Here is a 25,734-nt window from a genome sequence, read left to right on the forward strand (position 1 = left end):
CTCGACAATCCCCTTGCCAGGAGCGCCGAGATGGAACTGTTGACCCATGACATGACAGCCCTGTTTGCCCAGCTGGGGCTGGCCAATGACGACATCAGCCTACACCGCTTCATTCGGGAGCACCCGCTGGACAACCAGACCCTGTTGCCGGACGCCACCTTCTGGACTGCGTCCCAGGCCGGCTTCCTGCGAGATGCGCTCTGGCATGACTCAGACTGGGCGGAAGCCATCGACCAGCTGGACGTGATGCTGCGCCAGGCAAACTGAGCCTCGCACTTTCCTGGCCGCCGGGCTTTGGTTAAGCTCTCTCCCCCAGCCAGCAAGACGGCCGCGCAGGAGCCAAGATGTCAGCCCAAGAGATCATCCAGATAGCCAACGAACTGAGCGCGAAGGGGATCACCCCCTCCACCGCCATGGTCAAGGCACGCCTCACCCACCCCGTGCCCATGGCCGAGCTCCTCAAGGTGCTGAGCCAGTGGAAGCAGCACCCCCAGCCGGCGGACCCCGCCCCTGCCAGCGCCCCCGCGACGTCCCCCGAGGCCGCCCCCGCCGTCGACCTGCAACAGCTGAGCGAGCAGCTCAACCGGCTCGAGCAGAAGGTCGATCGCCTGACCGCCCTGCTGCTCAGCCACAAGCCGGACTGATTCGCCCCCATGTACATTCTCGAACTCACCTTTGAGTGTTACCGCGACACCTCCCTCGGCGCAGCCGAGCGGGCCATCGTCCACTACCTCGACATGCTGCGCTACCAGGGGCAGATCCTGGGGCGGGAGTTTCCTACCAGCATGCACCAGGGACACTTCATCAGCCGGGTGGTCTGCCCGGAGCAGGACAGCCTGCACCCGGACAACCAGAGCGAACTCGTTGCCCTGGCCGAACAGGGTCTGCATCAGGCCGGCCTGCTCGCTCCCAAGCTCCAGCTTCAGGGGATGGATCTGCTCTCGGACAGCACGGATCCGTGCGGCGAGCAGGGCGAACGGCCGAGCTGGATGCTGCTCTACACCAGCTTCCTGCACAGCTGCTCCCCCCTGCGCTGCGGCGACCACTTCGCCCCCATCCCGCTCTACCGGTTGCCTGCCGTCGCCAATGGCGACCACAAACAGATCATCAAGTGGCAGGAGGACTGGGAGGCCTGCGATCAGCTGCAGATGAACGGCTCCATCGCCGAACATGCGGCGCTGCACGAGATCGGCGAGGTGGGCAGCCGCCTCCATCGCCGGGGCAGCGATCTCGTCAAGCGGCTGGAGGCCCTGAGCGGCATCCCCACCTATTACTATCTCTATCGGGTCGGCGGTCTGAGCGCCGCCGCGGAGCGGGCCCGCCCCTGTCCGGGCTGTGGCGGCGACTGGGCACTGGCAGAGCCCCTGCACGAAATCTTCGACTTCAAGTGCGATCCCTGCCGCCTGGTCTCCAACCTCTCCTGGGATTTCAAGGATTGAGCCCTCATCCAACGGTCGACCATGAAAAAGAGCCTTGCCGCCAGGCAAGGCTCTTCACGTTTGAGGGGCTATGCCGCCTTATTGCGGCAGCGTCTCCAGCCGCGCCAGAAACGCCGGCAGCGAGGGGGCCAGCACCAGGCGACGCCCGGAGTCCAGCCACTCCAGCCACACCTGGCCGCTCTCGTTGTCGAGCGACACCAGGGTCATTTCGTTGCGGGTGGTGGCGATGAAGAGCGAGGGAGAGCGTTTCAACTTGCGCAGCATCAGCAGATGGCCGATGAGGTTCTCCTTGAGCAGGTCCAGGTCAGCGTCGTTCCAGGGCAGGATGAATTCGATACGCAGCCCCTTGTATGAACAGGGGATGGGGCGGCTGAACCAGTGACCAAACAGGGCGAGGGCGCTCGGGTGCAGGGTCAGCTCGAGCGCCTCGTTCATCGACGTGAAATCGGCGGGATCGGCACGCCGGTGCACGCGCCAGGCGACCCGCCCCTCCCTGGGTTCATCCAGTTCGCAGGGAGAGCGCCACTCGGCTTCCCACTCGCACAGGGGCAGCCCTCGCCGCGCCTCGCCATCGCGCTGCCAGCGCAAAAAGAACTGCTCCAGGGCAGACAGGACTTGATCCGACATCGATATTCCCCACAATAGCGGCCTCTGATGGCCGCAAGACAGTGACCGAAAAATCCGGGCATTGCACCATCAAACCCTTTGTCAGACAAGCGTGAGCAAACCAGCATGAGCAAACAAGAGAGATACGCAGGCGCCAGTGCGCTGAAGGGCCTGAGCCTGGGCCAGCAGTCCGCCTACATCAGCCAGTACACCCCGAGCCTGCTTCAACCCGTGCCACGCAGTCTGAACCGCGACGATCTGGGCCTGGGGGAGACGCTGCCTTTCGAGGGCTGCGACGTCTGGACCCTGTATGAACTCTCCTGGCTCAATGCCAAGGGCAAGCCCGTGGTCGCCCTCGGCGAGGTTGCCGTGCCCGCCGCCAGCCCGAACCTTGTCGAGTCCAAGTCGTTCAAGCTCTACCTCAACTCCTTCAACCAGACCCGGTGCGACTCCATCGAAGCGGTACAGGCGCTGCTGACCCAGGATCTGAGCGCCTGTGCCGGTGCCCCGGTGAGCGTCACCCTCTTCCCCCTCGATCAGGCTCCCCACCGCATCGCGCAGCTGCCGGGCGAGTGCATCGACGACCAGGACATCGAAGTCGACCACTACGAGTTCGACGAGACCCTGCTGCAGGGCGCGGCAGGCACCGAGGTGGTGGAGGAGACCCTGCACAGCCACCTGCTCAAGTCCAACTGCCTGGTCACCAGCCAGCCGGACTGGGGCTCAGTGGTGATCCGCTATCGCGGCCCGCGCCTCGACCGGGAGAAGCTCTTGCGCTACCTCATCTCGTTCCGCCAGCACAACGAGTTCCACGAGCAGTGCATCGAGCGCATCTTCACCGATCTCAAGCACTTCTGTGCCCCGACCCAGCTGACCGTCTATGCGCGCTACACGCGCCGCGGTGGCCTGGACATCAATCCCTTCCGCAGCGACTGGGAAGCGGTACCCGAGAATCTGCGCCTCATCCGCCAGTAAATCCGGCCCCCCTGAAGGCATCCGGCCCATCACGCCCCCCTCAGTAAACTCTGGACGTGCGGGGGTGGGCTTGGATAACATGCCTGCACCTCCGTGCCGTTCTTAATCCAATGAATCAACTGTTTTTTCTGGCAATGATGATGTCCTCCCTGTCGGCTCCGGATCTGGATCTGGCGAAGGAGCAGTTGTCCATCGATCTGCAGCAGGCCCAGACCCTGGTGCTGACCGATCCCGCCAGATGCGTGCAGATTGCCACCTCCTTCCTCGAACGCACGGCCAACAACCCCAAGCAGATCATCAGCAGTCGCCAGGAGTACGGCTATCGGGAGCCCATGCTGAACTACGGCACGGCGACCCAGACCACGGGGGCTTATCTGCTCAAGGGGGAGTGCCTGCAGCAGCTCGGCCAGTTCAAGCCGGCCCAGGAGGCCTTCGCACAGGGCATCGCCATGGCGGAGAAGGAGCAGCAGTTCGAACTGCAGGCTCACGGCCTCTACCTCCAGATCCGCAGCCAGAACCTGCAGCAACACTCCCATGGGGCCAGCGCCGCCCAACTCGGCAAGCTCGACCAGCTGCTCGCCAGCCCCACCCTCAAGGAGAGCCAGCTGCAGGTTTACAGCCGGCTGCTGCACGTCAACGCCAGCATCGAGGAGCGGCAATTCGATCTGGCCAAGCACCAGCTGGTTGAAGCCCACCAGTGGGCCGAGCAGGCCAAGAACCCCCTGGCCAGGGCCTGGACCAGCGCAGTCGGGGGGGATCTCTATCAGGCCCTTGGCCAGCCCCAGCTCGCCCTGGGGGAATATATCGATGCCCAGCAGCAGGCCAGGGACTTGCAGGATCCCCTCTTCCTCGGTCTGCTGTCGAACCAGATGATCAGCCTCTATCAGGCGGAGCAGGAGCCACAGAAGGCACTGCAATACGCCAACGAGGCGGCCAATTACTTCCATGCCCTCGGCAACCCCTCCCTGCTCAGCGATGCCCTGATCGTGCTCGCCCGTCTCAACCGCGATCAGGGGGAGATGAACATGGCGCTGGTCTATTTCTTCAACGCCCTGGATCTGCTGGACGAGAACAGCAACCGCACCCGCATCGCCCACCTCAAGTTCGAGATAGGCAAGACCTACCTGCAGACCGGCAATTTGAACCTGGCACGCAACTACCTGAACGCGGCGCGCCAGTCCCACGAGCTGGGGGACGACAAGGAGTCGCTGATAGACACCCTGCTGCTCCTTGGGGAGCTTCACCTCAAGCAGCAGGAGGCGGGGATCGCCATCCTGCAGCTGGAAAACGCCCTGACCCTGGCCAACCGGACCGGGGACATCCGGCGCCAGTTCGAGATCTTCCGCCTGCTCTCCATCGCCTACGAGCAGAAGGGCTACCTCCAGCAGGCCCTCCAGAGCTACAAGAATTTCCACCAGCGCAGCGAGCTGGTACGCCAGCAGCAGATCGCCCTGGAGCAGGAGGCGGTGCGCGACAACTATGCCCAGGTGGAGCGGGCCCAGCAGGTGAAGGAGCTGGAGCAGCAGCTCGACCAGAGCCAGCACCAGCAGGAGCGTTACCTCTGGTCCAGCGTCAGCACCGGGTTGCTGCTGGCACTCTTCATCTACCTATTCTTTACCCTCTGGCTCAAGCTGAGGGTCGCCCGCCTGAATGCCAAGCAGCTGGGAGAGGCCCTGCTGGTGGAACCGCGCAGCGGCCTGGCCAACTGGCAGCGACTGATGAGCCGCTGGCCGAGGGAGATGGCCAAGCGCCAGCAAAAATCCGAGCGCTGGTATCTGAGCGAGCGTCCCACCAGCGAGTTTGATGACAAGCTGCACTACCTGCTGTTCCGGGTCCCCTTCCTGATCAACAGCCTGGAGCAACATGGCTACCAGGTCAGCCGCGAGATTGAGCAAGCCTTCGGTCGCTACGTCGCCAAGCTGACCCCGCAGGATGGCCGCATTTACGATCTGCGCGAGGGGCACCTCCTCTATGTGGTGCCCCAGCGCCACGTGACCCAGCTGCACCAGCTGGCACAGGAGCTGCTGGAGACCCTGGCCGCCTTCCCCTGCGAGCACCCACTGGACAGGCGCATCAGCCTCGGCATCGTCAGCCATCCTTTCCTGCCCAAGGCCGCCACCGCCCTCGATCACCACGGCCTGTTCGACCTCTGCTACCTGGCGCTGTCGGGGGCCATGCAGCTCAGCGAAAAATACCAGCAAAGTGTCTGGCTGGAGCTGGCCGCCATCGATTGCCAGCAGGCCGCATTTTTTAATGGAGATGTGTGGCAATGCTGCTTGATGGCAATTGACAAGGGACTGGTAAAAGTAAATTCTTCTCATGAAAAGCAATGGGTTAACTGGCTTGCCCTTTCACGGACGAAAGCGCCGGACAATCCGTGACAACAAGGTACTCAACGGGGTCTTTCATTGGCTTACTGTTGCTGGACGACACAAAAACGATAATGACGACAGGGCGACCTGAACAATGAATGATATGGCTGCCGTAACAGGACAACTGGCAAGACTCAGGGAATCCCTCCAGCAGAAACAGCAGGAGCTCGATGGCATGGCCACGTTCTCAGACGCCGAGCGCGCCCGGAGCATCCAGTTCATCGCCAAGCTGATGCAGGCCTGCCGTGGCCACGATCGCGAGCTGGACAACCGCCTCGCCAAGCTCAAGCAGAAGCTGGATGGCAATCCCCCGCTCACCACCATAGATGCCGAACTCGCCACCATCGAAAAGCTGTTGCAGCAGCACAGCCATACCATGGAAGAGTCCATCAGCCTGACCCGGACCGCCATCGATCTGGGCAGCAAGCAGCTCAAGGCCATCAAGGGGTTTCCGGAAGAGACCCGGCGCTCCCTCAAGGAGTTTCTCGCCAGTCCCGAGTGTTATGGCATCGGCGATCACCAGAAGAAGGTGATCCGGCTGCTGGAGTTCTACCAGCAGGCCATCAAGATCCAGCTGCTGCCGCGCCAGCCGCTGATCCCGCCGTCCCCGGAGATGACCACCGAGCTCTCCAGCCCGGCGCCTGCCGACTCCTTCGACATCAAGGCCCATGCCCAGATCTCCGATGAATTGCAGCGCCTCATCACCGAGCTGGATTTCGCCGGGGCCGTGGGCGAGAGCCTGGCCGACATTCGCCGCCAGTTGCTCGGGGGGATCAGCCCTGCCCTGCTGGCCGAGGTCTGCCTGCAGATCATCGAACTCATCATCGAAGGCACCCGGGAGGAGCGCAAAGCCTCCCAGGCGTTTCTCAGCACCCTGAACGAGAGCCTCTCCGCGGTCCACTTCAACTTTACCGAGTCCCTGGACGAGGGCCGTGCGCTGCAAAATGCCTCCCACCTGAGCGGTCAGGCGCTGGAGCGGGAGCTCACCGCCATCGATCGCACCATGGCCGACCACGACTCGCCACAGACGCTCAAGGGGGCCATCTCCGGCCACCTGAACACCATCCGCCGCCTGCAGCAGGAGCGCGACGAGATGAGCCACCGCGAGCGCCACCTGCTCACCCACCTCTCCAACATGGAGGCCAAGTTGCGCCTCATGAAGGAAGAGACGGCCGAATACAAGAAGCGGCTCACCATTCAAAAGCACAAGCTGTTCCTCGACAGCCTGACCCAGGTGCACAACCGGGCGGCCCTCGACGAGCGGCTCGAGCTCGAATACAAGCGATGGCTGCGCTACGGCACCCCGCTGTGCCTGGCCATCATCGACATCGACCACTTCAAGAACATCAACGACAACTATGGCCACATGGCCGGCGACAAGGCATTGAAGGTGGTCGCCAAGGCGCTGCAGAATGCCCTGCGGGATACCGACTTCATCGCCCGCTTCGGGGGGGAGGAGTTCGTGGTGTTGCTGCCGAACATCAATCCGGACAAGTACCAGAAGCCCCTGGAGAACCTGCGCCAGACCGTCAAGAGCATTCCGTTCCGCTTCCGCGATGCCAGGGTCGAGATCACCATCTCCATCGGTGCCACCCTGTTTCGCACCGGCGACCATACCACGGACGCATTCGAGCGTGCCGACAAGGCGCTCTACAGCTCCAAGCACTCGGGTCGGGATCAGGTCAATCTCGCCTGAATCCGGGCTTAACTGAGGCTAAAAAACCGGCAAACGCACTTGTCCCCTATTCCCCTGCCCACCCCCTTGCCTCTACTATCGAAAAGAGGGATGCCCAGGCATCCCGTTTTCTCCCCAGGGAAAGCACAACGATAACAAGCGAGTGAAAGGGGAATTATGATTACACACATCAATCCAGTGGGCAGCATGGACCTGCTGTCCCAGCTCGAGGTGGATCGCCTCAAGCAGACCGCCTCCAGCGATATCTATCAACTGTTTCGCAACTGCTCGCTGGCGGTGCTCAACTCCGGCAGCCACACCGACAGCTCCAAAGAGATACTGGAGCGCTTCAAGTCCTTCGATATTCACGTGATCCGGCGCGAGCGCGGGGTCAAGCTAGAGCTGTTCAACGCCCCCGAGCATGCCTTCGTCGACGGCGAGATCATCCGCGGCATCCAGGAGCACCTCTTCTCCGTGCTGCGGGACATCCTCTATGTGTCGACCCAGCTGGAATCAAACCGCCTGGTCAACCTGACCAGCTCCACCCACATCTCCAACGTGGTGTTCGCCATCCTGCGCAACGCCAAGGCAATCCTGCCCGGCGCCGACCCCAACCTGGTGGTCTGCTGGGGCGGCCACTCCATCAACGAGGTGGAATACCAGTACACCCGGGCGGTGGGGAGCGAGCTGGGGCTGCGCGAGCTGAACATCTGTACCGGCTGCGGTCCGGGCGCCATGGAGGGCCCCATGAAGGGGGCTGCCGTCGGCCACGCCAAGCAGCGGGTGCGCAATGGCCGCTACATCGGCCTCACCGAACCCTCCATCATCGCTGCCGAGCCGCCGAACCCTATCGTCAATGAACTGGTCATCCTGCCTGACATCGAGAAGCGGCTGGAAGCCTTCGTGCGCCTGGGGCACGGCATCATCATCTTCCCGGGCGGGGTCGGCACCGCCGAGGAGCTGCTTTATCTGCTCGGCATCATGATGCACCCGGCCAACGATCGCCAACCCATCCCCATCGTGCTGACCGGCCCGAAGGAGAGCGCGGACTACTTCCGTGCCATCGATGACTTCGTCAAGGCGACCCTGGGGGAAGCGGCCACCAGCCTCTACCGCATCATCATCGGCGATGCCCCCGAGGTGGCCCGCGTGATGAAGGAAGCGATGCCGAAGATCCGCGAATACCGCAAGTCGGTGGGGGATGCCTACTCCTTCAACTGGTCCCTGCGCATCGAACCGGAGTTCCAGCTACCGTTCGAGCCGGATCACGCCAGCATGGCCAGCCTGGATCTGCACCGTAACCAGCCGCCCCAGTTGCTGGCGGCCAACCTGCGCCGCGCCTTCTCCGGCATCGTCGCCGGCAACGTCAAGGAAGGGGGCATCCGGGCCATCGAGAAGAAGGGCCCCTTCAAACTGCACGGCGACAAGGAGCTGATGCACCTGATGGACAGGTTGCTGGAGAGCTTCGTCAAGCAGCAGCGCATGAAGCTGCCGGGCAGCCAGTACATCCCCTGCTACGAAATCGTGAAGTGAGATGTCACCAGATGAAGGAGGGGCCGCAAGGCCCCTTCTTCATGTCCGCCCCTTCCTCCCAGCAGGGTTAGCATGGTGTCCATCCCTTGTTACAATGAGCCCCCCGACGCCCGAGAATGCCCCATGCCACACCTGCTCATCATCGATGCCCTCAACCTCATCCGCCGCCTGCACGCGGTGCAGAACCAGCAAGGGCTGACTCCGGCCCAGGCTCTGATCGCCACCCGCGCCAACCTCATCAACACCACCAGAAAGCTGCTGGCCAGCAGCGAGCCGACCCACGCCATCGCAGTCTTTGACGGAGAGAGTGGCTGCGATGTGCACAGCTGGCGCAAGGAGGTCTATCCGGCCTACAAGGAGGGGCGTACGCCCATGCCGGACGAGCTGAGAGAGGGGCTGGCCGATCTGCAGGATGCCTTCTGGGAGTGTGGCGTCGATGCCCTGCTCTCCCAGACCGACGAGGCGGACGATCTTGTCGCCACCCTGGCCAGCGGCCTTGCCCAGCATGGGGGCAGGGCAACCATCATCTCCACCGACAAGGGCTTCTGCCAGCTCATCTGCCCGCAGATCCGGATCCGCGACTACTTCAACAAGCGCTGGCTGGACGCCGCCTTCGTGCAGCAGCAGTACGGCGTCGCCCCGGCGCAGCTCGTGGACTTCTGGGCCCTGACCGGCATCGGCGGCTCCAACATCAAGGGGGTGCCGGGCATAGGCCCCAAGACTGCCACCCAGCTGTTGCTGCAATACGGGGACCTGGCCGCCATGCTGACCGTCTGCGAGCAGGAGGATGCCGCCAGGCCCCTGCTCAAGTTGCGCCAGCACAAGGAAGAGGCCCTGCTGGCCCGGCGGCTGGTGCAACTCCAGCGTGACATTCCCCTGGGGTTCAACCTCAAGGAGATCCGCTATCCGCCCGACGCCGGTGCACAGGCGTGATCCCCAGCACGCCATGGCACAGTGGGAGGCCGTACCTGTTGACATAAATGGGATATATGTAAAGAAACATGGAGGAAGTGATGCAAAAATGGTATAAATCCGCCGAATCCTCTCCCTCTGTTCCCTAGAAGTGGATACGTCTCATGTCAAAAAGAAAAATTACCGTCATCCCGGGCGACGGCATCGGCCCCAGCATCATCGAATCCGCCATCCAGATCCTGACCCACGCCGGTTGTGATTTCGAATACGAATATGCCGACGCCGGTCTGGTGGCGCTGGAGAAGCACGGCGAGCTGCTGCCCCAGGCCACGCTGGACCTGATTGAGAAGAACAAGGTCAGCCTGAAGGGCCCCCTCACCACCCCGGTCGGCGGTGGCTTCACCTCCATCAACGTATCCCTGCGCAAGAAGTTCAACCTCTACGCCAACGTGCGCCCCGTGCTCTCCTTCAAGGGCACCAAGAGCCGCTACGAGAACATCGACATCATCACGGTGCGCGAGAACACCGAAGGGATGTACTCCGGTGCCGGACAAAAGCGCAGCGACGACAACCAGAGCGCCGAGGCGATGAGCATCATCACCCGGGAAGGGGCTGCACGCATCGTCACCTTCGCCTTCGAGCTGGCCCGTCAGGAGGGACGCAAGAAGGTCACCATCATCCACAAGGCCAACATCCTCAAATCCACCTCAGGCCTGTTCCTGGAAGTGGCTCGCGAGATCGCGGCCCGCTACCCGGACATCCAGAGCGAAGAGATGATCGTCGACGCCGCCTGCATGAACCTGGTGATGTACCCTGAGCGCTTTGATGTGATGGTCACCACCAACCTGTTCGGCGACATCCTCTCGGATCTGTGCGCCGGTCTGGTAGGCGGTCTGGGCATGGCCCCGGGTGCCAACATCGGGGATGGCGCCGCCATCTTCGAAGCGGTGCACGGCTCTGCACCGGACATCGCCGGCAAGAACATCGCCAACCCCACCTCGGTGATCCTCGCCTCCATCCAGATGCTGGAGTACCTGGGCATGCAGGACAAGGCCGAGCGCATTCGCGAGGCGGTTCGCGCGACCATCGAATCCGGTGATCGGGTGACCCGGGATCTGGGGGGCTCCGCGTCCACCAGCGAATTCACCCAGGCCATCATAGAACGTCTGTAAAACAGGTATAACCTATTGATTTAAAAAGGGAGCTTCGGCTCCCTTTGTTTTATGCCGGATCCGCCTTCCTCCCTCGCCAGATGAATACTATGTTCTTATGAGGGATAAGGAGATCCACTATGCGTGCTACTTTCATCTTGCTGATCGTCAGCAGCAGTACCATGGCATTAGACAGGCCCATCGAGAACGCCTGGCTGACACCGCCACCCCAGCATGAACAACCGGCCAAGCAGACTTGGCAGTCCACCCTGGATACCAACGATCTGCTCAAGACGCCCAAGCCGCTCTCCCTGGGCGTGGACATCATCACCGACAGCAATGGCGGCAAGCAGATCAGCGCCTACCAGAAGTTGAACCTGACCGCCGAGAAGAGCGTCAGCCTCTCCTTCGAGAAGCAAAGACCCAGGATCAAGTTCAATGCCGGTGGCATCAATACCTCGGTCAAGTTGCGGGGCGATGGCGTCAAGATGCAGTTCAATCCCACCGACAAGACCATTCCCCTCCAGATCGAGGTCAAGATCACCGATGACGAGTCCATGATGCGCTTTGACTACCGCTTCTGAGGGCATCGCCCACAAAAAAACCGGACGTTGCCGTCCGGTTTTTTTGTTCAGGAGCACATTCGCAACATCAGGCCTTGGGCGTCAGCTTGGAGACCCAATACTTGTTGAAGACATGCACCGTGATCTCTTCGCGGTCATGGTAGAGCTGCTTGGCCTGGATCACGAAGCTGTTGTCGATCTCCCTGAGCATCTCCCGCAGCACCTCGATGTTGTGCACCGCCTCGGCGTAACGCTTCTTCATCGGCAGCTTGAGGTTGAACATGGCCTCCTGGCAGTCGTTCTCCCGGAACCAGTCGGCGACCATGTGGGTCACCCGAGCCGGCTTGTCCACCATGTCGCACACCAGCCAGTAGGTGTTCTTCTTGCTCGGACGCCAGACGAAGCCGTCGTCACGGATGTGCTTGACCTGGCCGGTATCCATCAGGGACTGGGCCATCATGCCGTTGTCCACGGCGGTCACCATCATGCCGCGGCGCACCAGCTGATAGGTCCAGCCGCCGGGGCAGGCCCCGAGATCCACCGCCTTCAGGCCGGAGCAGAGGCGCAAGTCCCACTCTTCCCGCGGCACGAAGACATAGAAGGCCTCTTCCAGCTTCAGGCTGGAGCGGCTCGGGGCGTCCGCCGGGAAGCGCAGACGCGGGATCCCCATGTGGAAAGTGGAGTTGTTGAAGGAGTAGGAGTAACCCAGCATCACATGATCATTGGCCAGGAAGAAGGCGTGGAACACCGGGCGATGCGGCGTCTCCTTCTTGGTCAGGATCTCGTTGCTGCGCAGCGCCTGGCGAAGCGGCACGGTGAACTTGCGGCAGAAGGCGGAGAGCTCCTTCGCCTCGTTGGTATCGGCCGTCTCCACCCGCAGATCGCCGCAGATGGCGTAGTCCCGGGCTGCCTCCAGAATGGGCGTGACGCGATCCGAGAGATCGAGATCCTTCAGCTCGCAGGTCACCACCAGCATCTGGCGGATGAAGATGAGCTCCCGGAACGGCAGCTTGCGAGCGAGCAGGTCGGCCTGCTCCTCGTCATACAGTTCGAAGAGCACATAACCGCTGTCGTCCTTGACCCGGGCAAAACCGTAGCACTGCATGTTGCTGGCGCGCTCGGTGATCTCTGCCGCCGCCTCTTTCTCAAAACCCGGGCGGCAATAAAGCAGCAGATTATTCATTTTTTCCTCCAAGACGACAGCCAGCCCAGATCAGGGCTGCCCATCCCAACATAAAACAGAGGCCACCGGCCGGGGTGACAAGCCCCAGCCCCTTGCTGCCAAGCAGCACCATGGCATAAATACTGCCGGAGAACCCCAGGATCCCCAGCACAAAGGCAGTGCCCGCGAAGGTAATCACCTTGCTGCGCACACCGCACCACCCCAGCACCAACAGGGCCAGGGCGTGGAAAAACTGATACTGCACGGCGGTATTGAACGCCGCCAGCAGCGCGGGGGCGATACCGGTCGCCGCCAGTCCGTGGGCGCCATAGGCCCCCAGCATGGTGGCCGTCAGGCCGAAGAAGCCCGCCAGCATCAGCCAATGTCGATGGATCTGCATCCTCTCTCCTTGCTCTCTTATCGCCGCGACTCGCCAGCTTGCATCAGGAGTGGCCCGTCGCCGCGACAAAGCCCTTGATCCGCTCTGCGGCCAGGCGCAGGTTCTCCTGCTCACTCAGGCCGCTCGCCTTCCTCGGCTTGAAACCATGATCCCCATCGGTCAGCCAGTGGACCGATACGGCGGGTGAGAAGGGGAAATCGGCCAGTTCGGCGCGAGAACCGAAGGTATCGCGCTCCCCCTGCAGCAGCAGGGTGGGCGTCGTGATCTGCTTGAGCACCTCCCCTCGCCAGCGATCGGGCTTGGCCGGGGGGTGGAAAGGATACCCGAGAACGATCAATCCTGCAGCATTCATCTCGCCGTCCCCGTCCTGAAACAGCTCGGCCGCCATCCGCCCCCCCATGGATTTGCCCGCCAGAAACAGCCTGGGATGGGCAAACTCCCGCACCATCTCGCGCCAGTGCGCGAGCAGCACGGGCTGCCGGTCCGGCGGACTGCGCTTGCCATCCTGTGCCCGCTTGCTCATGTAGGGGAAATTGAAACGCACTACCTCGATGTCCGGCCCCGCCAGCAGGCGCGACAGCTCGGCGAGAAAGGCGTGCTCCATGCCCGCTCCCGCGCCGTGGGCCAGCAGAATGCGAACGGGGGCGTCGCTCGCCCCCTCTCTTGTCAGGTCACTCATCCAATTCTCCCTCGACAATGGCGTTGCCCGTCAGGCATCCGCGAGACGGGCCCGGCGGCGGGCCTCCTCCTGCTCCACCAGCTCCAGCATCCAGTCGCGGAAGGCCACTATCTTGCCCTGATCGGACTGCTGCTCCTGGCACACCAGATAGAAGGCGTTCTTGCTCACCAGTACCTGCTCGAACGGACAGATGAGGCGCCCGGCCTCGATCTCGGGCTGGGCCAGCACGCTGTGGCCCAGCGCCACCCCCTGGCCGTGGATCGCCGCCTGGATCACCATGGTGGAGTGGCTGAAGATGGGCCCCTGGTTGACGTTGGGGGCATCGATATCGAGCTGGCGGAACCAGGCCTTCCAGTCGCGCCTGGAGGTGTCGTGCAACAGGGTGTGGCGGGTCAGGTCGTCCGGGGTACGCAGCGGCTTGGGGCCCGTCAGCAGCAAGGGCGAGCAGACCGGGATCAGGTATTCGGTGTGCAGCTTGTCCGAGCGCAGGCCCGGCCAGTTGCCACGGCCATAGTAGATGGCCACGTCCACGTCGTCGGTCAGCGACCCCTCGTCCATGTCCACCGCCTTGATCCGCACGTCGATGTCGGGGTGGCGCTCGCTGAATTTCACCAGCCTGGGCACCAGCCACTGGATGGCGAAACTCGGCTGCAGGGAGACGGTGAGCGCCCCCTTGGCGCTGCGGGCCAGCAGCTTGTCGGTCGCCTCCGAGATGGAGGCGAAGATGTCCTTGATGTCGAGGAAGTAGCTCTGCCCCTCCTCGGTCAGCAGCAGGGAGCGGTTCTTGCGGCGAAACAGCTTGATGCCGAGGTACTCTTCCAGCGCCTTGATCTGGTGGCTGATGGCGGCCTGGGTCACGAACAGCTCTTCTGCTGCACGGGTAAAGCTCAAGTGACGAGCCGCGGCTTCAAACGCTTTCAGGGCATTGAGCGGGGGTAAACGACGAGACATGGAATCGGCCGACGATGAATTTTTCTAATGGGGCGCATTATAAATTGTCGGTTGCGGGTCGACCAGTGAATAAACATAATTCGCCCTGCAATTCGTTGTCATATGGCTCACACCTTTTCTTCCATGTTGGTTTACATGTGGTTTTTGTGAGTGAGTCGACAAAGATTGTGGTGTTGTGTTTCTTCCTCTGCGGGAAGAAGGGCTAAATCAGTGCGATTTAACCCAGTCTGTCATCTGAATGTGTTTGGCGCCTCCCCTTGGATGGCGCCTTTTTTCTTATGTCTACACCCGGAACTGCCCCACCAGCTGCTGCTGTTTGTCCGCCAGCTGCGACAGCTCCCGTCCGTTGTCGGCGGAGGTGGCCGCCTCCGCCCTGATGGTGTGGCTCACGTCGCGGATATTGCTGACGTTGCGGTTGATCTCGTCCGCCACCCCGCTCTGCTCCTGCGCGGCCCTCGCAATCTGCTCGTTCATCTGGTGAATGGTGCCGACCGCCTGGATGATCTGCTCCAGCACGCTGACTGACTGCTCCACCTTGGTGAGGGTCACATCCGCCTGGCTGTGGCCGGTCAGGATCGCCTTCACCACCGCCTCCGTCCCCGACTGCAGCTGGCCGATGAGGCTCTGGATCTCGACGATGGCGTTCTGGGTGCGGCCCGCCAGATTGCGCACCTCGTCCGCCACCACGGCGAAGCCGCGCCCCTGCTCGCCCGCCCGCGCCGCCTCGATGGCGGCATTGAGCGCCAGCAGGTTGGTCTGCTCGGCGATCCCCTGGATCACCACCAGGATGTCGTTGATGTTGTCGCTGTTGGCGGCCAGGTGTTCCACCACAGGTTTTGCGTCGCTGATCACCGTCATCAGTTTCGACATGGCCTCCTGCGTCTGCGCCACCACGGCCTTGCCCTCCTGTGCTGCCATGTCCGCCTCGTTGGCCGCACTCACCGCCGAATTGGCGTTGCCAGCCACCTGCAGGGCGGTGGCACTCAGCTCCTCGAACGCCGTCGCCACCAGGTCCACCTCCTGATACTGGGACTGCATGCCGGCGCTGGTTCGCTCGGCCCCCTGGGCCGCCAGGACGGCACTGGCCCGGGTACCGGACACGGTGTCGATCACCTGGCTGATGGTGGATTGCAGCTTGTCCAGGAAGTTGTTGAACCACTTGGCGAGCTCGCCTATCTCGTCATCCCGCTGCAGCACGATGCGCTGGGTCAGATCCCCCTCGCCGCTGGCGATGTCCTTGAGGCGGGCCACCACGGTGCGGATCGGTGCAACGATGCGCTGCGCCATCAGCCAGATGCAGAGCAGGGCGAAGGCCGAGATCCCCCCACCAATCAGGAGCTGGGTGGCTACGCTGCGCTGGGACTGATCCTCCAGCTCCCCTTGCAGCTGCAGGGCCGACGCCAGCACCACGGCGCGGGGCAGTTCGACGTAGATGCCCCACTTGCGATCCGTGCCGCGCATGCTCACCGGCACGAACGTCTGCAGCAGGGCACCGTCCGGGCTCCAGCGGGTCGCCACCTCCCCCCTGGCGAGCCAGCCTTTGAGATCCTGCGCCAGGTTCTGCTGCTCCAGCAGGTTGCCGAGCTCGACCTTGAAGCCCTGCACGCCGGCCACCCGCCCCTCGCTGCTGAGCAGGAGCACCTTGCCCTGCCCCTGATAGAGCGTCTTGTCCATCTCCTCCACCAGGCTCTGCAACGTGGCGAGAGAGATGTCCACCCCGACCATGCCGAGCAGGTTCCCCTCCTCCAGCATGGGGACGGTCACCGACGTCATCAGCACCTGCTGGTTGCCCACGTCATCCACATAGGGTTCCAGCAGGCAGAGCGCCTTGCTGCGCACGCTGCAACCGTACCACTCGTTGTTCGGGCTGCCGTGCTCGGATGGCTTGTCGTCGGCCAGCATCGCCTCGTCCATCACCTCCAGGGTCACCTTGCCATCGACCCTGGCCCAATAGCTGGAGAAACGTCCCTTGTCGTTGGCCCCGAGCGCCGTCGATCCCTGGTAGTTGTCATCCTCCCCGTCGAGCTGGTTCGGCTCGAACACCGCATAGACGCCGAGCAGGTTGGTCGACGACTCTGCCGCATCCTGCAGCTGCTGGTTCACCGCATTGCGCAGCGCCTCGGAGTGAACGAAGTTGTCTGCCGCGTTCTTGCGCTGGAACAGTATGCTCTCCGCCAAGAGGCTGGCCCTGAAGTAGGCCTCGTCGAGGTAGCTGGTCACCCTGGCCGCCTGGGTGGCGCCTATGGCCTGCATCCAGTTTTCTGCCGCGTGTTGTCCCTCAAGGGTGGTGGAGGTGAGCACCTGCTCCTGCATGCGGGCTGCGTTGAAGAGAGAAGAGGCAACCAGTGCGGCGGCACTGGCCAGGAGGCAGCAACCGGCAATCAGGGTGATCCGCCCCTGAACGGAAAGAGAACTCATGCCACGATTTCCTATCGTTTACGGAGGTGAACACTGTATCGGTTTTGGATACAAAAACTTAACTAAATCAACTCAGATCCAGGCTCAGTTGATTAATTTCCCCGGCCCCGGGCAGACCGACCACCAGACCCAGCAGACGGATGGGTTTTCCTTGAGCCCGTTGCAGCCCCTCGTGCAACAGATCGTGGAAGCGGACGGCCTGATAGCTGCCCTTGCGGTAGACGGTGGTCTGGTGAAAGTCGGCAAACTTGAGCTTGATCCCCTGCCCCATCAGCATCTCCGCCGGGCAGGCTTTGGCAAAACGCAGCTCCAGCTCGGGGATGAGCCGGCTCAGTACCTCCCAGCAGGCTGCCTCGTCCAGCACGTCGCTGGCGAGCGTGGTCTCCACGCCTATGGTCTTGCGCACCCGCTGGGCCTGCACCGGCTGCTCGTCGTGGCCCCAGATGCGGCCGGCCAGCATCTCCCCGAGCTTGCCGAAACGGGCGATCAGCTCCTCGTTGCCGAGCTGGCGCGCATCCTCGCAGGAGTAGAGCCCGAGGGACTCCAGCCGATCCGCCGTCTTGCGACCGACCCCGGGCAGCTTGCCGAGGGGGAGCTGGCGCACGAACTCGTCCACCTCCCGGGGCCGTATCACGAACAGGCCGTCCGGCTTGCGCTGCTCCGAGGCGAGCTTGGCCAGGAACTTGTTCGGGGCCACCCCGGCCGAGGCGGTCAACCCCAGTTCGGCGTTGATCGCGGCGCGGATCTCCGTCGCCATCAGGGTGGCGCTGCCGCCGCAGTGGGGGCTCATCGTCACATCGAGGTAGGCCTCATCGAGGGAGAGCGGCTCCACCTGCTCGGTGTAGCGCCTAAAGATGGCTTGCAGCTGGCGGGAAGTCTCCTTGTAGACGGCCATCCGCCCGGGGATCAACACCAGCGGGGGGCAGAGCTTCCTGGCCAGGGCGCTCGGCATGGCGGATCGCACCCCGAAACGGCGCGCCACATAGTTGCAGGTCGAGATGACGCCGCGCCGATCGGCGGCGCCGCCGATGGCGAGCGGCACGTCCCGCAGGGACGGGTTGTCCCGCATCTCCACCGCGGCGAAGAAGCAGTCCATGTCGATGTGAATGATCTTTCGCATGTCGGGTCTGTTGTCGTGTCGATGCCGGCCATATGGCCACGGGCGGGGCGGCCTGCCGGCGACACCACTGTATGGATAACCAGTTTGTTGACTCATGCTACCCCAGCCCTGTCATTTCTACCAGTCTGCGAGCGGACGCGGCGGCATAGACTCTCAGGGCCACATCCACACGAGACTCAAGGAGGAGAGCATGAGCATCATCCGGGCGGGGCTCTGCCTGCTGTTGTTACCACTGGCGACCATGGCCAAGGATCACCCGACGGCCGAGTGCAGCTGGTTGTACGAGCGCATCGAGATACTGGAAACCGCCATCAGGCAGGGAGATGAACTGGGCACCAGGGAAGAGCTGGCGAAGAGGAAGGCGGAGTTCAAGAAGAAGGCGTGCGGTCAATACGATTACTGAACGCCATAAAAAAGCGAGCCGACCCAGGGTCGGCTCGCTTGCACGGGATGTTCCTGCCGGGGCAGATGTGTGCCGTCAGATGATGCGGTTATCCACCAGCATCTTGCGACGGGCCTCTTCCTTGGCCATCTTCTTCTTGCGGTTGTCGCAAGGCTCAGGGCAGTCGCACTCCTTTTCGATGCCTATGGTGCCGAGGCCCCCGCAGGATCCGGAGATGGATTTGCGCTGGAAGATGTAGCCGATGGCCATGGCCACCACGACCATCAGAAACACCCCGAAGGTGATCAGAAAGATCTGCATGTCGTTACCCCTTACTTCTTGACCAGATAAGGTTTGAAGGCATCCGAATACGCCTCTTCAAAACCGTCGTCCGTCTTGGTGATGGTGAAGATGGCCAATCCCCGCTCCTTGGCATAGGCCAGGCTCTTCTCCGTGCCCATGACCATGAACACGGTCGCCAGCCCGTCTGCGGTCATGCAGGAGGGGTGGATGACGGTCACCGACACCAGGCGGTGGGTGATGGGCTTGCCCGTCAGCTGATCCATGGTGTGGGAGAAGCGCTTGCCATCCAGCTCGTAGTAGTTGCGATAGTCCCCCGAGGTGGCCACGCCGTTGTCACCCGGGACTATCACTTCCTGCACAGTGCCGGCATTGGCGGTGGGCTTCTCGATGGCCACGCGCCAGGGATGCCCCTTGCCGTTGACGCCGTTGATCCGCAGCTCGCCGCCGATCTCCACCAGATAGTTGCGCGCCCCCTGGGACTCCAGGTATTCGGCCACCTTGTCCACCCCGAAACCCTTGGCAATGGCGGAGAGATCCACGTAAAGATCCGGGATGTCCTTTTGCAGGGTATCGGCGTCGACAGAGGTTATCACATGCAGATTGCCAAGGCCCGTTTTCTGCCGGGTCTGGGCGATCAGCTCATCGCTCGGTACCTTGGTCGGTTTTGCGTCCGGCCCAAAGCCCCACAGATTGACCAGGGGACCGACGGTGACGTCCAGCGCCCCCCGGCTCTCGCGGCCAATGTGAATGGCCTCGGTCACCACCCGCGCGGTATCGCGGGAGACCACCACAGGGGTCGAATCCTTGTGCTGGTTGAAACGCGACAGCTCGGAGTCGGGCCTGTAGGTCGACATCTGATCGTTGACCCGCTCCAGCAGCACATCGACTTCGGCCTGCAGCTTGGCCCCATCCTGGACGGCGTCATCCGCCACCTTGATGGAGTAGTAGGTACCCATGGTGCTGCCGGTGATGTGGATCTCCGGCTTGGATTGGACCGTTTCCTGACCGCACCCAGTCAAGAAAAAGGCTAGCCCGAAGGCTAGCCAGGTCTTTACAACGCTGTGCATGGATTAACCACCGAAGTCATCCAGCAGGATGTTCTCGTCTTCAACGCCGAGGTTTTTCAGCATGTTGATGACGGCGGCGTTCATCACGGGAGGTCCGCACATGTAGAACTCGCAATCCTCAGGCGCCTCGTGGTTCTTGAGGTAGTTCTCGAACAGCACGTTGTGGATGAAGCCGGTGTAGCCATCCCAGTTGTCTTCCGGTTGCGGATCGGACAGGGCGACGTGCCACTGGAAGTTGTCGTTCTCGGCGGCCAGCATGTCGAAGTCTTCGACATAGAACATCTCGCGCTTGGAACGGGCACCGTACCAGAAGCTCATCTTGCGCTTGGTCTTCAGACGGCGCAGCTGGTCGAAGATGTGGGAGCGCATCGGCGCCATGCCCGCACCACCGCCGATGAACACCATTTCGGCGTCGGTGTCCTTGGCGAAGAACTCGCCGAACGGACCGGAGATGGTCACCTTGTCACCCGCCTTCAGGCTGAAGATGTAGGAAGACATCTGGCCGGGAGGGGCAGTCCAGTTGCTGGGCGGCGGGGTCGCGATCCGCACGTTCAGCATGATGATGCCGAACTCTTCCGGATAGTTCGCCATGGAGTAGGCACGGATGATCGGCTCGTTGACCTTGGACTCCAGCTCGAAGATCTTGAAGCGATCCCAGTCACCGCGATACTCCTCGGGAATATCGAAGTTCTTGTACTGCACGTGGTGGGCAGGGGCTTCGATCTGGATATAACCACCGGCGCGGAACGGCACGCTCTCGCCATCCGGGATCTGCAGCTTGAGCTCCTTGATGAAGGTGGCCTTGTTGTCATTGGAAATGACAGTACAGTCCCACTTCTTCACGCCGAAGATCTCTTCCGGCAGCTCGATGTCCATGTCGGAGCGCACGGTCACCTGGCAAGCCAGACGCTCGCCGTGACGGGCTTCGCCCTTGCTGATGTGATCCAGTTCGGTCGGCAGGATGTCGCCGCCGCCGGCTTTCACACGCACCTTGCACTGACCACAGGAGCCGCCGCCGCCGCAGGCGGAGGAGACGAAGATACCGCTGCCGGCGAGCACGCCGAGCAGCTTGCCACCCGCCGGGCTGGTCACAGCCTTGGCCGGGTCGCCGTTGATGCTGATTGTCACGTCACCGGCGGTCACCAGCTTGGACTTGGCGAACAGAATGACTGCCACCAAGGCCAGCAGGATCACGGTGAACATGACCACACCCAGAATAATTTCCATCTATATTTCCTTTCCGATTACAGGGAAATACCAGAGAAGGACATGAAGCCCAGCGCCATCAGACCCGCGGTGATGAAGGTGATGCCGAGGCCACGCAGGCCTTCCGGAACATCGGAGTACTTCATCTTCTCGCGGATCCCTGCCATCGCGACGATGGCCAGCATCCAGCCTGCACCCGAACCCACGCCATACACCACGGACTCCACGAAGTTGTAGTCACGCTGCACCATGAAGGAGACGCCACCGAAGATGGCGCAGTTCACGGTGATGAGCGGCAGGAAGATACCGAGGGCGTTGTAGAGCGCCGGGAAGTACTTGTCCAGCGCCATCTCCAGGATCTGCACCAGGGCCGCAATCACCCCGATGAAGGTGATGAAGCTCAGGAAGCTGAGATCCAGACCGGAGACCAGGGCACCGTCTTTGAGCACGTAGTTGTAGATCAGGTTGTTGGCCGGGACGGCAACGGTCTGAACCACGATAACGGCAATCCCCAGGCCCATGGCAGTCTTGACCTTCTTGGACACCGCCAGGAAGGTACACATCCCCAGGAAGAAGGAGAGCGCCAGGTTCTCGATGAAGATCGAGCGAATCAACAGACTGATATAGTGTTCCATACCTTAATCCTTCGCCTCCACCTGCTTGGGATCCTTGGTGCGCACGCCCCAGATGATCAGACCAATGATGAAGAACGCACTCGGCGGCAGCAGCAGCAGGCCGTTCGGCACATACCAGCCACCATTGTTCACCAGCGGCAGCAGTTCGATGCCGAACCAGGTGCCGGAGCCCAGGATTTCACGCACGGTGGCCACGGTCAGCAGCACGGCGCCATAACCCAGACCATTGCCGATACCGTCCAGGAAGGAGGGCAGCGGGGCACTCTTCATGGCGTAGGCTTCGGCACGGCCCATCACGATACAGTTGGTGATGATGAGGCCGACGAACACCGACAGTTGCTTGGAGATGTCGTAGGCATACGCCTTGAGCACCTGGTCAACCACGATAACCAGCGAGGCAATCACCGCCATCTGGGCGATGATCCGCACGCTGTTCGGGATTTGGTTGCGGATCAGGGAGATGAACAGGTTCGAGAAGGCGGTGACCGCGGTAACGGCCAGCGTCATCACGAACGCCGTCTTCATCTGGCTGGTAACGGCCAGCGCGGAACAGACACCCAGCACCTGCAGTGCGATGGGGTTGTTGCCGAGCACAGGCGTCAACAGCAACTTCTTCATTTCGCTCTTGTCAGCCATTGTTGATTTCTCCTGCACGTACCTTGGCCAGGAAGGGACCGAAGCCCTTGGGGCCCATCCAGAAGTCGAAGGTGTGCTGTACACCATTACCGGTCAGGGTTGCGCCAGACAGGCCGTCGATTTCATGCTCGGAGCCAGCCGGAGCATGGCCCTTGATCACCCGCAGCGCAGGCTGACCGCTCTGGTCGAACAGCTTCTTGCCGACGAACAGCTCACGCCAGGCCGGGTTCTCGATCTCGCCACCCAGACCCGGGGTTTCGCCGTGATCGTAGTAGGTGATGCCCTTGATGGTCTGGCCGTCGGCCGCGACCGCCACGAAGGCGTACATGGTGGACCACAGACCCTGGCCGTAGATCGGCAGGATGATGTTGTCGACCTTGCCCTCGGCATCTTTCGCGAAGAACACGGGGACCAGCTTGGAGATCTGGCGCAGGCCTGCCTTGTCGTCGGCCTGAGCCAGACGAATGTTCTGGGCAGGATCCTTGGCAGCGACCTTGGTGTCGAAGTTGTCGGCGTCGCCGTCAACGAACTCACCGGTGGCCAGATCCACCAGACGCGCTTCAATCTTGTCGCCATACAGCTTGGCCAGGTCACGCTTGGCCACGGTGCTGACGTCGACGCCGGCGACGGACAGGATGTTGCTTTGCTTGTCCAGCGCCTTGTTTTCCAGCTGGGCCGGACGCAGACCCACGGCGGCCACGGAGACCACGATGGAGCAGACCAGACACAGACCGGTCACTACGGCGAGGGTGCCGGTAGTAGAGTCTTTATTAAACGCCACGTGCGATCCTCCGCTTGATGTTCGCCTGCGCCACGAAATGGTCAAACAAGGGGGCAAACAGGTTGGCAAACAGAATGGCCAGCATCATGCCTTCCGGGAACGCGGGGTTCACGACCCGGATCAGCACGACCATCACGCCGATGAGGGCGCCATACCACCACTTGCCCTTGTTGGTGAAGGCAGCGGAGACCGGATCGGTTGCCATGAAGGCCATACCGAAGGCGAAGCCACCCAGCACCAGGTGCCAGTGCCACGGCATGTTGAACATGGGGTTGGTGTCGGAACCGATGACGTTGAACAGCAGGGAAGTCGCAACCATGCCCACCATCACGCCGGCGATGATGCGCCAGGAGGCGATACGCATGTAGACGATCATGGCCGCACCGATGAGGATCATCAGGGTGGAGACTTCGCCGATGGAGCCCGGCAGGTTGCCGAGGAAGGCGTCCATCCAGCTGATGGCTTCACCGGTGGCACCGTTGATCAGCGCCATCTGGCCGCCCTGTGCCCACTGGCTCAGTGCAGTTGCGCCGGAGAAGCCGTCGACGGCAACCCAGACCGCATCACCGGAGATCTGACCCGGGTAGGCGAAGAACAGGAAAGCACGACCCGCCAGCGCCGGGTTCAGGAAGTTCTTGCCGGTACCACCGAACACTTCCTTGGCCAGCACCACGCCGAAGGTGATACCCAGGGCAGCTTGCCACAGGGGCAGCTCGGGCGGCACGATCAGGGCGAACAGGATGGAGGTCACGAAGAAGCCTTCGTTGATCTCGTGCTTGCGCACCATGGCGAACAGCACTTCCCAGAAACCACCGACGATGAAGACGGTGATGTAGATCGGGAAGAAGTGCGCCGCACCGATCAGCATCTTGCTGCCGACACCGGCCACGGCCGGATCCAGCGAGGCACCGAACAGGGTGGCCAGGGCGTATTGCCAGCTATCGGCACCGGCCGCGCTGCCCAGGTGGGCGATGGCGGCGATGGACTGGTTGCCGACGTTGTACATGCCCCAGAACATGGCCGGGAACACGGCCAGCCACACCATGATCATCATGCGCTTCAGATCGATGGCGTCACGGACGTGGGCGGCATTGCGGGTCACGGAACCCGGGGTATAAAACAGGGTGTACGCCGCTTCGAACAGGGCATAGTACTTGGCGTACTTGCCACCCGGCTCGAAGTGATGTTCCATATTTTCAAGAAGTTGCTTGAAACTCATCGCTTAACCTTCCAGTTCGATCTTGGTCAGGCACTCACGCAAGACGGGGCCGTACTCTGTCTTGCCGGGGCAGACGAAGGTACAGAGCGCCAAATCTTCCTCATCCAGCTCCAGGCAGCCGAGCGCCTGCGCGCTGTCGGTGTCGCCGGAGATCAGATCCCGCAGCAGCAGGGTCGGCAGGATGTCGAGCGGCATCACGCGCTCATAGTTACCAATAGGCACCATGGAGCGATCACTACCGTTAGTGGTGGTAGTGAAGTTGATGAGTTTGCCCTTCATCAGATGAGAGAGGGTGGTACGGGTGATGGAGAACTTGTTGGCACTGGGTTTGACCCAGCCCATGAACTCTTTCTCGCGACCTTCGCCCAGCACGCTCACCTGATTGTGGAAGCGCCCCAGGTAGTCATGGACCCCTTCAGCCTTGGCACCGCTCAGCAGGGAACCGGAGATGATGCGGTTCTCGTCTGCGCGCAGCTCGTTGTTGGTCAACTGGCTGAGGCAGGCGCCCATGCGGGTGCGCAGCAGGCGCGGCTTGATCACGTTCGGGCCGGCCAGGGAGATCACCTTGTCGGTGAAGATCTGGCCAGTGGTGAACAGCTTGCCATAGGCGATCACGTCCTGGTAGTTGATGTGCCACTGCACCTTGTTGGCACCGACCGGATCCAGGAAGTGGATGTGGGTGCCCGGCAGACCGGCAGGATGCGGACCGACAAACACCTCTTCCTTGACCTGGGCCAGGGAGGCGTGCGGCAGGCTGCCTTCGCCCTTGCAGACGTAGACGGTGCCATCGGTCAGGCGGGTCAGCACGGCCAGACCGTCGAGGAAGGCCTGGGCCTGTTCCTTGATGATCAGCTCCGCACTGGCGGCCAGCGGGTTGGTGTCCATGGCGGTGACGAAGATGGCGCGCGGGGTGGAACCCACGGCCGGCACCTTGCTGAACGGGCGGGTGCGCAGTGCGGTCCATTGGCCTGATGCGACCAGGATCTCCTGCACCTTGCTGCGTTCGAGCTTAGGCAGCTCGGCACAGGCAAAGTGCTCGAAGGTCACCTGCTCGTCGGACCCATCGATGTCGATGACAACGGATTGCAGAATGCGCTTGGCACCACGGTTGATCTCAGATACCACACCGGTGGCGGGGGCCGTGAATTTAACGCCGGGATTCTTCTTATCTTCGAAGAGCTCCTGACCTTTAATGACGCGATCACCTACTTTGACAAACATAGTAGGACGCATCCCCACGAACTCTTCGCCGAGTGTAGCAACACGGGTGATGGCCGGGCCATCGTAGATTACTTGCTCCGGAGCACCCAGCACGGGGATGTCCAGTCCTCTTTTAATTGTAATCATACTCACTTGCACTACCGTTAAGGGAAGACAGGTTGGTTAGCGCCGAGAAATACATCACGACGAGTTGTTGAATGAGCCCGTCAACATCGCGAATAACTGTCGAAGAAATAAACAAATCAGCAACATACAGGATCATTCAAAAGCGCCTGAGTTTACCACCTTAGGCAAGTTTGCCGCCACGCCAAATGGGGAAAATCCCCGT

The 25,734-nt window shown here is 62.0% G+C and carries 26 protein-coding genes; 11 read left to right on the top strand and 15 right to left on the bottom strand.

What is annotated here, in order from left to right; genetic code table 11:
- The first annotated feature begins 30 nt into the window (after nucleotides 1-30).
- The 3 genes from I6L45_RS01270 to I6L45_RS01280 all read left to right on the top strand — a co-directional run bounded on the left by I6L45_RS01270 (nucleotide 31) and on the right by I6L45_RS01280 (nucleotide 1,439).
- Entirely contained in the window at nucleotides 31-267 is a 237-nt protein-coding gene (locus tag I6L45_RS01270; RefSeq protein WP_043758684.1) for a DUF2789 domain-containing protein, read from the top strand.
- 77 nt (nucleotides 268-344) lie between these two features.
- Nucleotides 345-644, top strand: a complete 300-nt coding sequence (locus I6L45_RS01275; RefSeq protein WP_134696484.1) for a DNA-binding protein — start codon at nucleotides 345-347, stop codon at nucleotides 642-644.
- Nucleotides 645-653: 9 nt separating this feature from the next.
- Nucleotides 654-1,439, top strand: a complete 786-nt coding sequence (locus tag I6L45_RS01280; protein ID WP_216983225.1) for a Zn-ribbon-containing protein — start codon at nucleotides 654-656, stop codon at nucleotides 1,437-1,439.
- Nucleotides 1,440-1,517: 78 nt separating this feature from the next.
- Here I6L45_RS01280 and syd read toward each other — a convergent pair whose 3' ends face one another.
- Complete coding sequence (gene syd, locus I6L45_RS01285; protein ID WP_134696486.1) at nucleotides 1,518-2,066, bottom strand: SecY-interacting protein; 549 nt, start codon at nucleotides 2,064-2,066, stop codon at nucleotides 1,518-1,520.
- Nucleotides 2,067-2,171: 105 nt separating this feature from the next.
- Here syd and queF point away from each other — a divergent pair, with 105 nt between their 5' ends.
- The 7 genes from queF (at nucleotide 2,172) to I6L45_RS01320 (ending at nucleotide 11,247) form a co-directional block, all read left to right on the top strand.
- Complete coding sequence (gene queF / locus I6L45_RS01290) at nucleotides 2,172-3,020, top strand: NADPH-dependent 7-cyano-7-deazaguanine reductase QueF (protein ID WP_216983226.1); 849 nt, start codon at nucleotides 2,172-2,174, stop codon at nucleotides 3,018-3,020.
- A 110-nt stretch (nucleotides 3,021-3,130) separates the two neighbouring features.
- Nucleotides 3,131-5,401, top strand: a complete 2,271-nt coding sequence (locus I6L45_RS01295) for a hypothetical protein (protein ID WP_216983227.1) — start codon at nucleotides 3,131-3,133, stop codon at nucleotides 5,399-5,401.
- An 85-nt stretch (nucleotides 5,402-5,486) separates the two neighbouring features.
- A complete protein-coding gene (locus I6L45_RS01300) occupies nucleotides 5,487-7,088 on the top strand; it encodes a diguanylate cyclase (RefSeq protein ID WP_216983228.1) in 1,602 nt (533 codons plus the stop codon).
- Nucleotides 7,089-7,244: 156 nt separating this feature from the next.
- Nucleotides 7,245-8,600, top strand: coding sequence for a nucleotide 5'-monophosphate nucleosidase PpnN (ppnN, locus tag I6L45_RS01305; protein WP_043758673.1), 1,356 nt, complete (start codon nucleotides 7,245-7,247; stop codon nucleotides 8,598-8,600).
- A gap of 123 nt (nucleotides 8,601-8,723) precedes the next feature.
- The gene (gene xni / locus I6L45_RS01310) at nucleotides 8,724-9,533 is read left to right on the top strand and encodes a flap endonuclease Xni (protein WP_216983229.1); all 810 of its coding nucleotides are present in this window, start codon (nucleotides 8,724-8,726) and stop codon (nucleotides 9,531-9,533) included.
- Between the two features lie 143 nt (nucleotides 9,534-9,676).
- The gene (locus I6L45_RS01315) at nucleotides 9,677-10,684 is read left to right on the top strand and encodes an isocitrate dehydrogenase (protein ID WP_210548081.1); all 1,008 of its coding nucleotides are present in this window, start codon (nucleotides 9,677-9,679) and stop codon (nucleotides 10,682-10,684) included.
- 119 nt (nucleotides 10,685-10,803) lie between these two features.
- Nucleotides 10,804-11,247, top strand: a complete 444-nt coding sequence (locus tag I6L45_RS01320; protein ID WP_216983230.1) for a hypothetical protein — start codon at nucleotides 10,804-10,806, stop codon at nucleotides 11,245-11,247.
- Between the two features lie 67 nt (nucleotides 11,248-11,314).
- On the opposite strand, the gene rlmM is transcribed toward I6L45_RS01320, so the two are convergent.
- The 6 genes from rlmM to dinB form a co-directional block, all read right to left on the bottom strand.
- Entirely contained in the window at nucleotides 11,315-12,409 is a 1,095-nt protein-coding gene (gene rlmM / locus I6L45_RS01325) for a 23S rRNA (cytidine(2498)-2'-O)-methyltransferase RlmM (protein ID WP_216983231.1), read from the bottom strand.
- Nucleotides 12,402-12,788 carry a DUF423 domain-containing protein gene (locus tag I6L45_RS01330; protein WP_216983232.1) on the bottom strand — a complete coding sequence of 129 codons (387 nt, stop codon included), beginning with the start codon at nucleotides 12,786-12,788 and terminating at the stop codon, nucleotides 12,402-12,404. The genes rlmM and I6L45_RS01330 overlap by 8 nt, the downstream gene beginning before the upstream one ends.
- Before the next feature lie 43 nt (nucleotides 12,789-12,831).
- Nucleotides 12,832-13,467, bottom strand: coding sequence for an alpha/beta fold hydrolase (locus tag I6L45_RS01335; RefSeq protein WP_216983233.1), 636 nt, complete (start codon nucleotides 13,465-13,467; stop codon nucleotides 12,832-12,834).
- 30 nt (nucleotides 13,468-13,497) lie between these two features.
- Nucleotides 13,498-14,418, bottom strand: coding sequence for a transcriptional regulator GcvA (locus I6L45_RS01340; RefSeq protein ID WP_029313926.1), 921 nt, complete (start codon nucleotides 14,416-14,418; stop codon nucleotides 13,498-13,500).
- Nucleotides 14,419-14,700: 282 nt separating this feature from the next.
- A complete protein-coding gene (locus tag I6L45_RS01345) occupies nucleotides 14,701-16,836 on the bottom strand; it encodes a methyl-accepting chemotaxis protein (RefSeq protein WP_216983234.1) in 2,136 nt (711 codons plus the stop codon).
- A 67-nt stretch (nucleotides 16,837-16,903) separates the two neighbouring features.
- A complete protein-coding gene (gene dinB / locus I6L45_RS01350) occupies nucleotides 16,904-17,956 on the bottom strand; it encodes a DNA polymerase IV (RefSeq protein ID WP_216983235.1) in 1,053 nt (350 codons plus the stop codon).
- 190 nt (nucleotides 17,957-18,146) lie between these two features.
- On the opposite strand from dinB, the gene I6L45_RS01355 reads away from it, so the two are divergent.
- Nucleotides 18,147-18,359, top strand: coding sequence for a hypothetical protein (locus I6L45_RS01355; RefSeq protein ID WP_043758644.1), 213 nt, complete (start codon nucleotides 18,147-18,149; stop codon nucleotides 18,357-18,359).
- A 75-nt stretch (nucleotides 18,360-18,434) separates the two neighbouring features.
- On the opposite strand, the gene nqrM is transcribed toward I6L45_RS01355, so the two are convergent.
- From nqrM to I6L45_RS01395, 8 genes are read right to left on the bottom strand one after another with little or no spacing between them, the layout of a single operon-like run.
- Entirely contained in the window at nucleotides 18,435-18,659 is a 225-nt protein-coding gene (gene nqrM, locus I6L45_RS01360) for a (Na+)-NQR maturation NqrM (RefSeq protein WP_043758642.1), read from the bottom strand.
- A gap of 11 nt (nucleotides 18,660-18,670) precedes the next feature.
- A complete protein-coding gene (locus tag I6L45_RS01365) occupies nucleotides 18,671-19,708 on the bottom strand; it encodes an FAD:protein FMN transferase (RefSeq protein WP_216983236.1) in 1,038 nt (345 codons plus the stop codon).
- A 3-nt stretch (nucleotides 19,709-19,711) separates the two neighbouring features.
- The gene (gene nqrF, locus I6L45_RS01370) at nucleotides 19,712-20,935 is read right to left on the bottom strand and encodes an NADH:ubiquinone reductase (Na(+)-transporting) subunit F (protein WP_005330715.1); all 1,224 of its coding nucleotides are present in this window, start codon (nucleotides 20,933-20,935) and stop codon (nucleotides 19,712-19,714) included.
- A gap of 17 nt (nucleotides 20,936-20,952) precedes the next feature.
- A complete protein-coding gene (nqrE, locus tag I6L45_RS01375) occupies nucleotides 20,953-21,549 on the bottom strand; it encodes an NADH:ubiquinone reductase (Na(+)-transporting) subunit E (RefSeq protein WP_005303538.1) in 597 nt (198 codons plus the stop codon).
- A 3-nt stretch (nucleotides 21,550-21,552) separates the two neighbouring features.
- Complete coding sequence (locus tag I6L45_RS01380; protein ID WP_005303545.1) at nucleotides 21,553-22,185, bottom strand: NADH:ubiquinone reductase (Na(+)-transporting) subunit D; 633 nt, start codon at nucleotides 22,183-22,185, stop codon at nucleotides 21,553-21,555.
- Entirely contained in the window at nucleotides 22,178-22,966 is a 789-nt protein-coding gene (locus I6L45_RS01385; protein WP_043758633.1) for a Na(+)-translocating NADH-quinone reductase subunit C, read from the bottom strand. Before I6L45_RS01385 ends, I6L45_RS01380 begins: the two co-directional genes overlap by 8 nt.
- Nucleotides 22,956-24,185 (bottom strand): NADH:ubiquinone reductase (Na(+)-transporting) subunit B, encoded by a 1,230-nt coding sequence (locus tag I6L45_RS01390; RefSeq protein WP_210548076.1) that lies wholly within the window; start codon nucleotides 24,183-24,185, stop codon nucleotides 22,956-22,958. The genes I6L45_RS01385 and I6L45_RS01390 overlap by 11 nt, the downstream gene beginning before the upstream one ends.
- Nucleotides 24,186-24,188: 3 nt before the next feature.
- A complete protein-coding gene (locus I6L45_RS01395) occupies nucleotides 24,189-25,532 on the bottom strand; it encodes a Na(+)-translocating NADH-quinone reductase subunit A (protein ID WP_216983237.1) in 1,344 nt (447 codons plus the stop codon).
- Between the last annotated feature and the right edge of the window lie 202 nt (nucleotides 25,533-25,734).

The sequence above is a fragment of the Aeromonas sp. FDAARGOS 1415 genome (genome assembly GCF_019048365.1).
Lineage (GTDB): Bacteria > Pseudomonadota > Gammaproteobacteria > Enterobacterales > Aeromonadaceae > Aeromonas > Aeromonas taiwanensis.